General features: G+C 69.7%; 11 protein-coding genes. 3 read left to right on the forward strand and 8 right to left on the reverse strand.

Annotated elements, in window-relative coordinates; genetic code table 11:
- Nucleotides 1-38 precede the first annotated feature (38 nt).
- The 4 genes from ACIGAQ_RS23400 to ACIGAQ_RS23415 all read right to left on the reverse strand — a co-directional run bounded on the left by ACIGAQ_RS23400 (nucleotide 39) and on the right by ACIGAQ_RS23415 (nucleotide 3468).
- Nucleotides 39-452, reverse strand: a complete 414-nt coding sequence (locus ACIGAQ_RS23400) for an SH3 domain-containing protein (RefSeq protein ID WP_399785648.1) — start codon at nucleotides 450-452, stop codon at nucleotides 39-41.
- 109 nt (nucleotides 453-561) lie between these two features.
- Nucleotides 562-2034, reverse strand: coding sequence for an ATP-binding protein (locus ACIGAQ_RS23405; protein WP_399785651.1), 1473 nt, complete (start codon nucleotides 2032-2034; stop codon nucleotides 562-564).
- Nucleotides 2031-2846, reverse strand: coding sequence for a hypothetical protein (locus tag ACIGAQ_RS23410; protein ID WP_399785654.1), 816 nt, complete (start codon nucleotides 2844-2846; stop codon nucleotides 2031-2033). Before ACIGAQ_RS23410 ends, ACIGAQ_RS23405 begins: the two co-directional genes overlap by 4 nt.
- A gap of 118 nt (nucleotides 2847-2964) precedes the next feature.
- Nucleotides 2965-3468, reverse strand: coding sequence for a dual specificity protein phosphatase family protein (locus ACIGAQ_RS23415; RefSeq protein WP_399785657.1), 504 nt, complete (start codon nucleotides 3466-3468; stop codon nucleotides 2965-2967).
- Between the two features lie 162 nt (nucleotides 3469-3630).
- On the opposite strand from ACIGAQ_RS23415, the gene ACIGAQ_RS23420 reads away from it, so the two are divergent.
- Nucleotides 3631-4434, forward strand: coding sequence for a nuclease-related domain-containing protein (locus ACIGAQ_RS23420; RefSeq protein WP_399785660.1), 804 nt, complete (start codon nucleotides 3631-3633; stop codon nucleotides 4432-4434).
- A gap of 297 nt (nucleotides 4435-4731) precedes the next feature.
- Here ACIGAQ_RS23420 and ligD read toward each other — a convergent pair whose 3' ends face one another.
- Entirely contained in the window at nucleotides 4732-5613 is an 882-nt protein-coding gene (ligD, locus tag ACIGAQ_RS23425) for a non-homologous end-joining DNA ligase (RefSeq protein ID WP_399785663.1), read from the reverse strand.
- 54 nt (nucleotides 5614-5667) lie between these two features.
- On the opposite strand from ligD, the gene ACIGAQ_RS23430 reads away from it, so the two are divergent.
- Together ACIGAQ_RS23430 and ACIGAQ_RS23435 are read left to right on the forward strand one after the other, a co-directional pair.
- The gene (locus ACIGAQ_RS23430; RefSeq protein ID WP_399785927.1) at nucleotides 5668-6696 is read left to right on the forward strand and encodes a Ku protein; all 1029 of its coding nucleotides are present in this window, start codon (nucleotides 5668-5670) and stop codon (nucleotides 6694-6696) included.
- A gap of 85 nt (nucleotides 6697-6781) precedes the next feature.
- A complete protein-coding gene (locus ACIGAQ_RS23435) occupies nucleotides 6782-7723 on the forward strand; it encodes an MBL fold metallo-hydrolase (protein ID WP_399785665.1) in 942 nt (313 codons plus the stop codon).
- Between the two features lie 103 nt (nucleotides 7724-7826).
- Here ACIGAQ_RS23435 and ACIGAQ_RS23440 read toward each other — a convergent pair whose 3' ends face one another.
- The 3 genes from ACIGAQ_RS23440 to ACIGAQ_RS23450 form a co-directional block, all read right to left on the reverse strand.
- Nucleotides 7827-8309 (reverse strand): Asp23/Gls24 family envelope stress response protein, encoded by a 483-nt coding sequence (locus ACIGAQ_RS23440; RefSeq protein ID WP_399785668.1) that lies wholly within the window; start codon nucleotides 8307-8309, stop codon nucleotides 7827-7829.
- Between the two features lie 492 nt (nucleotides 8310-8801).
- Nucleotides 8802-9521 (reverse strand): M48 family metallopeptidase, encoded by a 720-nt coding sequence (locus tag ACIGAQ_RS23445; protein WP_399785671.1) that lies wholly within the window; start codon nucleotides 9519-9521, stop codon nucleotides 8802-8804.
- 7 nt (nucleotides 9522-9528) lie between these two features.
- Nucleotides 9529-12759, reverse strand: coding sequence for a type I restriction endonuclease subunit R (locus ACIGAQ_RS23450; RefSeq protein ID WP_399785674.1), 3231 nt, complete (start codon nucleotides 12757-12759; stop codon nucleotides 9529-9531).
- Between the last annotated feature and the right edge of the window lie 85 nt (nucleotides 12760-12844).

Below are 12844 nucleotides of genomic sequence, written 5' to 3' on the forward strand. Positions count from 1 at the left end.
CAAACAGTGCGTCTTGTGTGCCTTTGGCTGACGGAGTGTCAGCACCAGCGTGGCGCGGGACCGATGTTGTCGATGTACCGGGCCGCGCCCCAGGCCCAGGTGCCGTCGGTGAGGAGGTACCAGAGCGGGTTGCCCTTCACGGTCTCGCCGCCGGTCTTGCAGAAGATCGAGACGACCTCGCCCTTGTGGGCGTACCGGATGACCTGCGAACCGCGGTTCGGCGCGCTGCGCAGCGCCAGCGTGTTCGCGGTGACGACGCCCTTGTAGAGGTGCTTGCCGTGGTGGTCGCCGCCGTTGCCGCCGGTGGGGTCGTGGTGGTGGTTGCCGCCGTTTCCGCCGGTGCCACCGGTCACGTCCCAGTCGTCGTGCGCGGCGGCGGCGGGCGTGACGGCGGCCGCGGCGGCGAGGAAGGCGGCGGCGGTGACTATGCAGAGGCGGGAGCGCAGGGCCATGGGGTTACCTCCATGTGGGGGCGAAAGTGGCGAAGCTGACTATTCGCCACATTAGGAGCGGCCTGGCGGGGGCGCCCCTCACAGTGGGCCGAAGGAGGCGCGGCCGGGCTCAGTCCACCGGCAGTTCGAGCGTCGCCACCGCGCCGCCGTCCGGGGCGTTCGCGAACTCCAGCCGCGCCCCCAGCACCTCCGCCTGCCCCAGCGCGATCGTCAGCCCGAGCCCGTGCCCCCGGGCGCCGCCCTCGGTACGGAACCGCTGCGGCCCGTGCGCCACCAGGTACTCCGGGAAGCCGTCCCCGTGGTCCCGGACGGTGACCACCGGACCGTCCACGGTCAGCACCACCGGCCCCCGACCGTGCTTGTGCGCGTTCGCCACCAGGTTCCCCAGCACCCGCTCCAGCCGCCGCCGGTCCGTCTCCACGGCCACGTCCCGTACGACGACGACCCGCGTGCCGCTCCCCGACGCGCGCACCACCCGCTCGGCCAGCGGACCAAGGCGCTCGGTGTCCAGCTCCAGCCGCTCCCGCCCGGTGTCCAGCCGGGAGATCTCCAGCAGGTCCTCGGTGAGCGTGCGCAGCGCCGCCACCCGGTCACGCACCAGCTCCGTCGGCCGGCCCGGGGGCAGCAGCTCGGCCGCCGCGTGCAGTCCGGTGAGCGGGGTGCGCAGCTCGTGCGCGACGTCGGCCGTGAACCGCTGCTCGGCGAGCAGCTTGCCCTGCAGCGACGCCGCCATGGAGTCCAGCGCGGCGGCGACCGCGGCCACCTCGTCCGGCGGACGGGCGGAGACCCTGGGGCGAGGGGGGTCTTTCGGGGGGTCCGTCGCCCGGGCCGGATCGTTCGTGCGAACCGGGGTCTTCTTCCAGCGCCGCGGGTCCTTCGCGCGAGCGGGGTTCTTCGGGCGCCGCGGGTCCTGCGCGCGAGCCGGGTCCTGCGCGCGAGCCGGGTCCTTCGCGCGAGCCGGGTCCTTCGGGTGCGTCCGATCGTCCGGGTGCGCCCGGTCCCTCGGTTCCGGGCGGGGACGGGTGCGGGGGTCGTTCACGCGGGCGTCCAGATCGCCCGCGCTGATCCGCCGGGCCACCAGCGCCGTGGTGTGCAGCCGCCGCGTCACCCGCGTCACCGCGAACGAGCCGACCAGCAGCGTCGCCCCGATCGCCAGCCCCGACGACCACAGGATCGCCCGGTCCAGACCGTCGATGGTGCGCGCCTGCTGCCCGTAGTCGACCGCCACCGCCAGGGCCCGGCCGCCGTCCACGGGCCCCGCCGCCCACATCACGGGACGCCCCTCCCGGTCGGCGACCATCGTGCCCCGGTCCCCGGCGACCGCCAGCTCCCGCAGGGACCCCGGCAGCCCCGGCGGGTCCACCCCGGCGTCCCGCCGCAGCGCATCCCCGGCCTCGTACCGCTCGGTCGCCTGCGCCAGCCGCTGCAACGCCTGCTCACGGGCCTGGTCGACCGTCTGGTTGGTCACCTGCACGTGCACCAGGACGCCGAGCAGGGCGGCGAGCGCACAGCACATCACCGTGATGAAGACGGCGGCCTTCACGGCGAGCGTCCCGGACCACCGGGGCAGCACGGCTCTCATCCGCCGCTCGCGGAGGGCGACACCGACGGGGACGGCGAGGTGGAGGGCGAGACGGACGGCGAGGCGGAGCGCGAGGCGGACGGGCGCCGGGAGTGCCCCCGCGGGCCGGTGCGCAGCATCTCGTCGTGGGTGAGGAGCATGGCCCGCTGGTCCCGGTCCCAGGTCCACTGCAGGCGGTACTCGTAGCCCGCGACCTCCGACGGCGACCGGATGACCAGGGAACGCCCCGCCAGCTCCACACCGCTGAGCGCGTCCTCCCACGCCATCACCTGCATGAGCCGGCGCTGGTCGACGGTGTAGACGCGCACGGCCGTGGTCTTGCCGGGCAGCAGCCGGAAGCCCAGCGTCAGGTCGTCGCGCCCGTCACCGGTCAGGTCCCGGTAGTACGGCCGCAGAACGGGACACTTCCCGCGCCCCGGGCCGGCGGCGCAGTCGGCCATCCGGCGGTCGGTGTCACGGTAGGGCGCCTTGTCACCGGCGTAGTCGCCGGGGTTCGCGTCGATCTCGGCTTGGACGATCCGGACCGGGTCCACCCGGCGGATGTCACCGTCGGCGGGGACGCGGACGCCCTTGACCGGTTCCGTGTTCACCTCGCCGATCTCGAAGGCCGGACTCGACGCCGGGGTCAGCTCCGGCCAGAGCCGCGCCGGACCCACCGCCGTCGGGGTCGGCCCCGCGCCCTCCAGCTCCCCGGCGTTCCCGCAGCCCGCGGCGGCCGCCAGCACCAGCACCCCGGCGACGGCCCGGCGGACGGCCCGGCCGAGGCGGCGCTCACGCGGGCCGGGTCGGCTACGGGGGCGACTGCGGGGCACTGCACTCCTACGGTTCACGGTTCCTCACGTGGCGGACAGGACCGTCGGCCGCGTACACCTTATTCGCGGGGAAGTCCCATTTGCGCGCGAGGGGGACGCGCGGGCGCCCCGTGCCGTGCTACTCGGTCAGTTCCTCCAGCAGCCGGGCCGTGGCCAGCCCCGCCCGCAGGTACGCGACGAACAGGTCGTTGTGCAGCGCCCAGGGCGAGCGGCGGGCCCGGATCAGCCGGATCGCCGCCTCGGCGGAGCTGCCCCGGCGCATCAGCGCGTGCGCGACGACCAGCCCCGAGCGGTTGTAGCCGTGGAAGCAGCGGACCAGGACCGTACGGCCCGCGTCCAGCGCCTCGCACGCGGCCTCCGCGAGCCGGATCACCCCGGCCAGCTGTGTGCCGTCCAGCGGCCCGTCGGGGATCGGCCAGACGTGGTGCGGGACGCCCGGGTCCGGCCCGTGCCCCGGCAGCCGCAGCAGCGTCTGCACCAGGTCGAACTCGTCCCGTACGACGGCGAACTCCGGATGGCCCTGGGACACGGTGTACTCGTGACCACCCATCCACAGCCCGGGGACGATCTCGTTCCACGGACTCCGGGGAGTCGGCACATCGGGTTCACTGCGGGTACGCAACGGCGCCTCCCCACCCTCACCGCCCGAGGGCCCGCGCGGCGTCGACCAGGCACGGCGTCCTCCCGGCGGCCGATCCGCCGGCAGGCCCGACTCCTCCCCACGGTATCCGGGTTCTTGCACCGGCAGCACCCCGCCTGTTCCCATGGTCGGGGGTGATGCTGCATGGACGGACTGCGCGTCGTACCGACCTGGCGGCACGGCCGTGAGCGGCTGTACGTCAGCCTCCCGGACGGCAGGAACATCGCCTGGTACGACCGTGAGGCGGCCCGGGTCAACCTGCTCGGCGCGGACCGCGAGGACGACGTCATGAGGGCCCTCCGCCCCTTCATCACCGGCCCCGTGACGGTCGGCCCGCCCCCCGTCCCCACCCCGGCCGAACTGGCCCGCCTCACCCTCCACCCCGACGACGACCTGGCTCCCAACCGTCCCGGGGAGGCCCTGCTCGTCGCCCTCGACCGAGACCCCGGCCCGGCGCGCAGGCTGCGGCCCGACCCGCGCCGCCGGGCCCTGGAGGCGGAGCAGACGATCGGGGAGGCACTGGACCGGCTGGACGGCGCCGGCTGGCACGCCCTGCACTCGGTGCCGCTCCCCGGCGGCGACCGCATCCACCATCTGCTGATCGGCCCCGGCGGCCTGTTCGCGCTGCACACGCTGCACGCCCGCAGGCACCGCGTGACCGTCGCCGACCCCATGGTCACCGTGGGCCGCCGCGACCCCCACCCCCTGCTGCGCGCCGTCCGCGCCGCCGCCGACCGGGCCTCCTACGCCCTGACGGCCGAGGTCCGCCCGGTCCTCGCCCTGGTGGACCCGGCGGCGGTGACCGTCCCCACGGCTCCTCGCGAGGTCCGCGTCCTGACCGACGCGCAGCTGGACGCCCTGTCCCATCAGGGCGGCGTCCTGAAACCGGCGGACGTGGAGGCCCTCCATGCGATGGCCAGGGACCGGAACACGTGGGGGAGGGTCTGAGGGAGAGGTCCGGGCGGGGGCCACCAGGGCTGGCCAGGTCCACCGGCCCACCGGGTCCGCAGGGGTCGCCAGGTCCGCACGCTCATCGGGTCTGCAGGGCTGGCCAGGTCCGCCGGCCCATCGGGTTCGCAGGGCTCGCCAGGTCCGCCCGCCCACCGGGTCGCAGGCCCACCGGGTCCGCCGGGCACACAGGGTCCGCCGGGCCCGCCGGGGCCATGGGGCCTCCACCGGCTGGCGCCTGTCCGGGCCGGACGGACCACGGCAGGCGGCGGCTCCGAGCCCCGCACACCGCACCTGCTACGGCAGCTCCCCGGCCCGCTCCCCGTCGAGCAGCGGCGCCAGCAGGTCCCCGAAGTCCTGCACCCTCGGCGCGATGTCCCGCGCGTGGAAGTCCAGCCGACCCGGCGCCCGGCACTCCTCGATCTCCTCCCAGGTCACCGGCGCCGAGACGGTCGGCTCCGCACGGGCCCGCAGGGTGTACGGCGCCGCCGTCGTCTTGCGGGCGGCGTTCTGGCTCCAGTCGACGAAGACCTTCCCGGGGCGCAGGCTCCTGGTCATCCGGTGGAGCGCCAGCCGCGGCATGGCCTTCTCGGCCTCCACGGCCAGCTCCTTGGCGTACTCGGACACCCGCTCCGAGGAGGCCCCGCGCACGGCCGCGAGCAGATGCAGCCCCTTCGAGCCGGAGGTCTTGCCATAGACCTCGATGCCGTCCCGCGCCAGTCGCTCCCGCAGCCACAGCGCGACCTCGCAGCACTGCACGATGCTCGCCGGCGCCCCCGGATCGAGGTCGAAGACGATCCGGTCGGCCTCGTCAGGCGTCCCGACCAGCCACTGGTGGGTGTGGAACTCCGCCACCTGATTGGCCGCCCACATCAGGCTCGGCAGATCCTGCACCAGCACCATCCGCGAGGGCCCCTCCACCCGCGGCACCTCGGCGGTCGTGACCCAGTCGGGCGTACCCGGCGGCACGTTCTTCGTGAAGAACACCTGCCCGTCCGGCCCGTCCGGATACCGCAGGAAGGACACCGCCCGGTCCCGCAGATGCGGCAGCAGGACGTCGGCCACGGTCGCGTAGTAGTGCAGCACCTCGCCCTTGGTGAAGCCGTCGGCGGGATACAGCACCTTCTCCAGATTGCTCAGCGCGAGCCGTCGCCCCTCCACCTCTGTGATAGGCGCCATACGATAAGAATCCCACGCAAACCGTGACAAACACTCCCGAGCGTGACCGGAAGGGTGCTGCACGTGAGATCCATATGGAACGGCGCCATCTCGTTCGGCCTGGTCAGCATTCCGATCAAGCTGGTGAACGCCACCGAGAGCCACTCGATCTCCTTCCGCCAGATCCACACCGAGGACGGCGGCCGCATCCGCTACCGCAAATTCTGCGAACTGGAGGACCGCGAGGTCACCCAGGGGGAGATCGGCAAGGGATACGAGGACGCGGACGGCACGATCATCCCGATCACCGAGGAGGACCTGTCCAGCCTGCCGATCCCGACGGCCAAGACGATCGAGATCGTCGCCTTCGTGCCGTCCGACCGGATCGACCCCCTCCAGATGGACGCCGCGTACTACCTCCAGGCGAGTGGCGCCCCGGCGGCCAAGCCGTACACCCTGCTGCGCGAGGCGCTCAAGCGCAGCAACAAGGTGGCGATCGCCAAGTTCGCCCTGCGCGGCCGGGAGCGGCTGGGCATGCTCCGGGTGGTCGGCGACGCGATCGCGATGCACGGCCTGCTCTGGCCGGACGAGGTCCGCGCCCCGGAGGGACTCGCCCCCGACACGAACGTCACGGTCCGCGACAAGGAGCTGGACCTCGCCGACGCGCTGATGGACACCCTGGGCGAGGTCGACCTGGAGGACCTGCACGACGAGTACCGCGAGGCCGTCGAGGAGGTCATCGCCGCGAAGGCCGCCGGCGAGGCACCGCCCCAGGCGCCCGAGCCCGCGGCCGGCGGCAAGGTCCTGGACCTGATGGCGGCCCTGGAGAACAGCGTCCGCGCGGCCCGCGAGTCCCGCGGCGAGGAGGCCGGGGACCACGCCGAGGTCAAGCCGCTGCCGCGCAAGACGTCCCGCGCGGCGCCCAAGGAGACCGGCGGCAAGAAGTCGACGTCCACGGCGAAGAAGACCGCCGCCAAGAAGACGACGGCCTCGTCGAAGAAGTCGACGGCCAAGTCGGCCCAGGGCGCGAAGAAGACGGCGGCGAAGAGCACGGCGAAGAAGACACCGGCGAAGAAGTCGACGCCCCGCAAACGCTCGGCCTGAGGCACGCCGGTCCGCGCACGCGCCCCGCGCGGACTGGCCGGCTTCGGCACGGGTACTCCGCCCCAGGGGGAGACGGGAGAGCGCCATGCCACGCCCCACGGACGAGCCCACGGACCCGCCCCACTCCGCCCAAGAGGGGACGACGACCGGCGAGGACACGACCGTCGCCGACACCGCGGGCGAGGGTGCCACCGACGGCGACACCCTCGACGTCCACTTCATCGGCAACGCGACGGTGCTGCTGACGTACGGCCCGCTCACCCTGCTCACCGACCCGAACTTCCTCCACCGGGGCCAGTACGCCTACCTCGGCTACGGCCTGCTGAGCCGCCGTCTCACCGAACCGGCCCTCGACGTGCACGAACTGCCCCGCCTCGACGGGATCGTGCTCTCCCACCTGCACGGCGACCACTGGGACCGCCGGGCCCGCAGGCACCTGGACCACACGGTGCCGATCCTCACCACCCCGCACGCGGCCCGCCGCCTGCGCGTCCTGCACCGCTTCCCCCGCACGGCCGGCCTGCGCACCTGGACGTCCCTCACCCTCGAACGCGGCGGAGCCCAGGTCACCGTGACCGCCCTGCCGGGCCGCCACGCCGGCCACCCGGCACTGCGCGGGCTGCTGCCGCCGGTCATGGGAAGCATGCTGGAGTTCGGCCCCACCGCCGGCCCGCCCCGCCTGCGCCTCTACGTCTCGGGCGACACCGTGCTCCACGACGGCCTGGACGAGATCACCCGCCACTTCCCCTCCGCCGACCTGGCCGTCCTCCACCTGGGCGGCACCACACTCCCCGGCGGCTTCGTCGTCACCATGGACGGCGCCCAGGGCGCGGAACTGGCCCGCCGCCTGCGCCCCCGCCTGATCCTGCCGGTGCACTACGGCGACTACACGGTCATGCGCTCACCGCTGTCCGCCTTCCTCGCCGAGGCCGACCGACTCGGCCTCGGCGACCGCACCGTCCACTGCCCGCACGGCGAACACACCCGCATCACCGCCGCCCCCGGCGCGCCACCGTCGGTGTCCTGAGACGACAGCCCTAAGGCCACAAGCAGCCCTAAGGCCACAGGCCCTCAGGTCACAAGTGCTCAGGCCACAAGCCCTCGGTCACAAGCTCTCAGGCCACAAGTGCTCAGGCCACGCGCCTGCTCCCCTGCCCGGACTCGGGCTCCTCGCCCTCGTCCTCCGGCTCGTCCGGCAGATGGACGTCGTCGACGGCGATGTTGACCTCCACGACCTCCAAGCCCGTCATCCGCTCCACGGCGTTGATGACGTTGCTCCGGATGTCGGCGGCCGTGTCGGCGATGGAGGCGCCGTACTCGACGACCACGTTGAGATCGACGGCGGCCTGACGCTCCCCGACCTCCACCTTCACGCCCTGCGTGACGCCACTGCCGGAACCGGTGCCCGGCACACGCTGGCGCACAGCACCGATGGCCCGGGTCATCCCGCCACCCAGGTGATGCACCTCCGGTACTTCCCGGGCGGCCATCCCGGCGATCTTCGCGACGACCGGATCGGCGATGGTTGTGCTGCCCCGGGTCTCGGGAGCACCCGTGTGCCCCTGCGATGCCGAGGCCCCGTCCTGCTGCCTGCGCTGAGTGGTCTCCGTCATGACCGTCACCTCGATGGGGGTGAGGGGGTGAGCAGCGTGCTTCCGTTCCTCTCCACGGTAGAACAACGGTGCACATGGGGCGAAAGTGACAAAGCTCTGCGGGCGCCGCTGCTCACCCCACCAGACGCCGCAAGGCCGGACCTATGCCTGGAACACGACCCCCGCCGACCCGGCGAGGACATGAACGGCCAGCCCACCGGCGACGGCGACCAGCAGCCGCCATGCGGAAGCGGCCCGTCGCCCCGATCGCCACCCAGCCCGCACACACGCGAAGACCCTGTCCTCAGCTAGTCGCTGACGGCGGGGTCTCTGGGCACCTCATATGGGTGCCCCCGGCAGGATTCGAACCTGCGCACACGGCTCCGGAGGGCGCTTAAGTCATCTGCCTCTGTACTGGTCAGAGGCACCCGACGGCGTGTTCAGGGTGCCCTCGTCCACGACTGGTCCACCAGATCAGTGGGCACGCTGCCGCGTCTCGGATCGCGCATCCCGTCATCGTCCTTGATCAGGCATCCAAAGGTCGGGTCCGAGATGGCGGAGGCGTTCTCGACGGTCCTCATAATCAGGCATTGTTTGCTCGACCAGTCGCCAGAAATCCTTGCTATGGTCGCGCTGCCGCAGGTGGGCCAACTCGTGTACGAGCACGTAGTCAATCAAAGTGGGTGGCAGTTGCATGGTGGCCCAGTGGATGTTGACCCGTCCATCATGGGAACAAGAACCCCATCGATAGCCTAGTGATTGCACTCGTAGGCCGGTCACCTCCAGGCCCATCCGGGAAGCCCAAGGTCCGATGCGGCGCTTCAACCAGGGCTCGCCCACCCGGCAGTACCAGTGGACAAGCTCGCGGGCACCGCCGCCCTTGTGTAGCTCCAAACGGCCGCGGATCAGCCGCACCTCGTTTCCTGAGCCAACAATCCGCAGCCGGTAGGACCGGCCAAGGTAGGGGAAACCCTCCCCGGCCACATACTCCCTGGCAGGCCTGACCGGGCCGAGCTCTCGGTGCTCGGCGAGCTTGCTATACAGCCAGGCACGCTTAGCCTCAACTATCTTGACCAGCTCGTCTCGCGAGACCTGCGGCGGGGTAACCGCGGTGACCGAGGCATCTCGCTCGACGGTGAGGCGCACGCTCTTGCGGCGATCACTGACTGACACGACGACCTCAAGATCACCGACGCGCAACACTCCGGAAAAATCACTCACGGTCACCAGCATGCCAGGCTCACTTCCGAGGGATGCGTTGCCGGTTGTGCTTAATCACCTCTAGGAGCTTGCCAGCGAGCTGATCAAGCGCCCGGTAATCACCCAGTTCACGTTGATACAGAAGGTTAAAGATGCCGAGTCGGAAATCTTCCTGGTCCACTCGCTTCATCCAAAAGTCGCGACGGTGGATGGTCTGCGCCGCCACTTGGTGGACCTCTCGGGCGATTTCGGCGTATCGCTGATCCTGTGCCTCCTCGGCGGAGGTAGCCAGCTCGCTCAGAATCAGGCCATACAGCCTGGTCTCCACCTCGCTGAGGCCGTGCGGGTTCTCCTGATGTTCCTGCGTGACCTCGATGATCAGGTCACGCAGGGCGAGCACCTGCTGGTCCCAGTCATCCTTCAGCTCGGTCAGTATCTTCTCTAGCCGCTCACTGAGTAGCTGGTAACGTGCTGGGTCCTCACCGCGGTGCACGGTGATGTGGTGCCGGATAGCGTGTTCCATCTCGCTGGCCTTCGCTCGAGAACCGCCAGTCATCGCCTCGACCCGCTCGGCGAAATTCGATGCGGTTAGTGCGATCGGCGGAAGCTGCTGTTCAATACCAAGCGAGGTAATGTGTTCATCGATCAGCGCTCGGATCTTCGCCCCATAGGCTCCAGGGTCGAACTCGCCATCATCGACCCGGTAGCGTCGCGTCGCGGTGACCTTAATGACCATGAACCGCTTCAGATCCGGCAGGTACGGTTTCGCTGCCGGGTCAGGCAGTACGGTGTTGACGGTTTTAGCGAACCGGGCAAGCTCGACATTGAAGCGGTCCCGCAGTTCAGGGTCGACCAGCTCCTGCACGCACCGCTCGATGTCCTCCGGATTGCGGAACATCATCCGCAGCCGCTGGCGTTGAGGCTCCAGCCTATTAATCTCAGTGTGAGCATCCCGCAGCGCCTCTGACACATCGGCACTGTCATCGGCGTCGAAGTCCTCGGAAGCGAAAATCCGCAGTGCTTCTACCAGGTTCTGCGCCACACCACGGTAGTCGACGACCCAGCCACACTCCTTGCGGTCGGCAGTGCGGTTGACCCGGGCCACCGCCTGCAGCAGGTCGTGCTCAGCTAGCTTCCGGTCCAGGTACATGACCTGCTCGATCGGGGCGTCGAAGCCAGTAAGCAGCATCGACTTCACGATGATGAAGCCGATGTCGTTCTCCCCGAAGGGCCGGGTGAAGCCGTTAATCCAGGCCTTCTGCTTGGCCTCGTCGGTCCACTCGGCATACCGGTGCTCGTCCTCGGCGTCCCCCTTGGAGATCACCGGAACGAACTCCATCCTCTTGAGCAGGTTCAGATGCGAGTGGGCCTTTACCAGCCGCGCCTGTGTGAGCCGCAGTTCCTCGATTGGCCTGCGGAGCGTGGCTTCGGAGAGTTTCTCCACGGTGGCCACGAGCTCGTCGCGGGCGTCCATGAGCGCCTCTCGGTAGCGCAGGGTAGCGTCCCGGTCGTGCGCCACCAACTGCGCCTTGAATCCGTCGGCTAGCACCTTGTCCACGTAGTGCCGCAGCATGTGCTTGGCCTTGACGTCGATGAGCTGCTGTGCAGCAGACACCTGGCCCTTGGTTGCCCAGCGCCGCTGGAGCTGCTCACGCTCTTCCTCGGTGAGGTCCTCGAACTCGTCCTCGAAGATTTCATCCAGGTCCTGCCCGTCCCGGACAGCGCCCCTGACCTTGATCCCTTCGTACAGGATCGGCACGATCACGCCGTCCTCTTCGGCCTCTCTGAGCCGGTACTTGTCGATGAACGGACCGAACAGCTCGATGCTGGTCTTGCGCTGTCCTTTCCTCGTCATGATCGGCGTGCCGGTAAAGCCGATCCTCGCCGCGTTCGGCAACGCCTCACGAAGGTTGGCACCCAGGGAGGCGGTGTGCGAACGGTGTGCTTCGTCGATCAGCACCACTATCGACTCATCGGCGTTGATCTCGCCCAGCACGGTCCGCGCCGTCAGTCCTTGGCCCTTAGCGGCACTGTCCTGGTTCTTCTGGATCATCACAAAGACCACACCCGGACCGTGCCGGCCCAGGATGCCCCTGGCGCGGGCCGCCGACTTCGCGGTGTCCACCTTCTCACCGCTGAGCTGCATGGTCGCGCTGAGCTGGTCCTGCAGCTGAGTACGGTCGGTGACCACGACGATCTTGACGTTGGCCAGGTCATCGCAGGAGCGCAGCCTGCGGACCAGGAACGTCATGGTGAGGCTCTTGCCCGAACCCTGGGTGTGCCAGACGATGCCACCGCGTCGATCGGCGTACCCGTCCTGCCTGCGGGTCTTGCCGGTGCGCAGCCGGTGCACGGCCTTCTCTACCGCCCGGAACTGCTGGTAGCGGGGCGCTACCTTGACGGTCCTGCCCTCATCGGTGGTCATGAACGTTACGTAGTCGTGCACGATCGCCAGCAGCCTGCTTGGGTCGAGCACGCCGGCCACGAGGATCTCCTGCTGGCTGAGCTGCTTGGCTGCCTTGCCCAGCTGCACGCCGAGCTCGTCCTTGGTCAGCGGGTACGTGTCACGCCATGGCACATAGCGCTCATAGTCCGCAGTGAATGTACCGAGCCTGGCATCCTCGCCGCTGGTCACCACCGTGAGCTGCACGGTATGGAAGAGCTTCTGGTTCCCGATGCGGCTCTTGCTCGGTACCTGCTCAGCGTACCTACGGAGCTGCCCGACCGCCTTGGCCAGGGTGCTGGCCCGGGGTTCCTTGCACTCGATCACCACCAGCGGGATGCCATTCACGAACAGCACCAGATCCGGCACGATCGGCTCATAGTCCCCCGGAATATTCACCCTGAACTGGTTGACTACAGTGAACTCGTTGGTCGATGGGTTTTTCCAGTCGATGAAGTGCACCACCTGAGTTTTGCCGCCGTCCCAGTCGGGCGTCCCTTCGACCGGTACCCCCTCGAGCAGCAGCTTGGTGGCCTGCTTGTTGGCCTCCGGCAGACTGTGCGCGGATATCCGCGATAGGGCATTGACCACCGAGTCGATCCGAGCGTCATCTAGCCATTCCGCACCGTGTTGGTCCCGGTTGATCCGGCGAAGCGCGGTCCGCAGTTTGCCCTCAAGCAATACTTCATGGAAGCTGTTCCGTCCGGACAGGGAGGGGTAGATCGGGAGCACCGCATTAATCGGAGCGCCCTCGAGATGCATCCACCCCATCCTCTTGAGCTGTTCCACAAGAGGACGCTCTACCAGCGTGTACTCCAGCTTGTTCACCGTGCTCCCCCTATCTCCAACCGCACACAATTGCAGAATGCCCCACAAATTCCCCTAGTGTGGAGCCAGCCAGACACTAACTCAA

This window comes from Streptomyces sp. NPDC085932 (genome assembly GCF_044540525.1).
In the GTDB taxonomy this organism is placed as follows: Bacteria; Actinomycetota; Actinomycetes; order Streptomycetales; family Streptomycetaceae; genus Streptomyces; species Streptomyces levis.

What these genes read in the sequence shown, in the direction of transcription:
- ACIGAQ_RS23400 (WP_399785648.1), bottom strand. Translation starts at nt 452, where the DNA reads ATGGCCCTGCGCTCCCGCCTCTGCATAGTCACCGCCGCCGCCTTCCTC.
- ACIGAQ_RS23405 (WP_399785651.1), bottom strand. Translation starts at nt 2,034, where the DNA reads ATGAGAGCCGTGCTGCCCCGGTGGTCCGGGACGCTCGCCGTGAAGGCC.
- ACIGAQ_RS23420 (WP_399785660.1), top strand. Translation starts at nt 3,631, where the DNA reads ATGGACGGACTGCGCGTCGTACCGACCTGGCGGCACGGCCGTGAGCGG.
- ligD (WP_399785663.1), bottom strand. Translation starts at nt 5,613, where the DNA reads ATGGCGCCTATCACAGAGGTGGAGGGGCGACGGCTCGCGCTGAGCAAT.
- ACIGAQ_RS23435 (WP_399785665.1), top strand. Translation starts at nt 6,782, where the DNA reads ATGCCACGCCCCACGGACGAGCCCACGGACCCGCCCCACTCCGCCCAA.
- ACIGAQ_RS23440 (WP_399785668.1), bottom strand. Translation starts at nt 8,309, where the DNA reads ATGACGGAGACCACTCAGCGCAGGCAGCAGGACGGGGCCTCGGCATCG.
- ACIGAQ_RS23445 (WP_399785671.1), bottom strand. Translation starts at nt 9,521, where the DNA reads ATGCTGGTGACCGTGAGTGATTTTTCCGGAGTGTTGCGCGTCGGTGAT.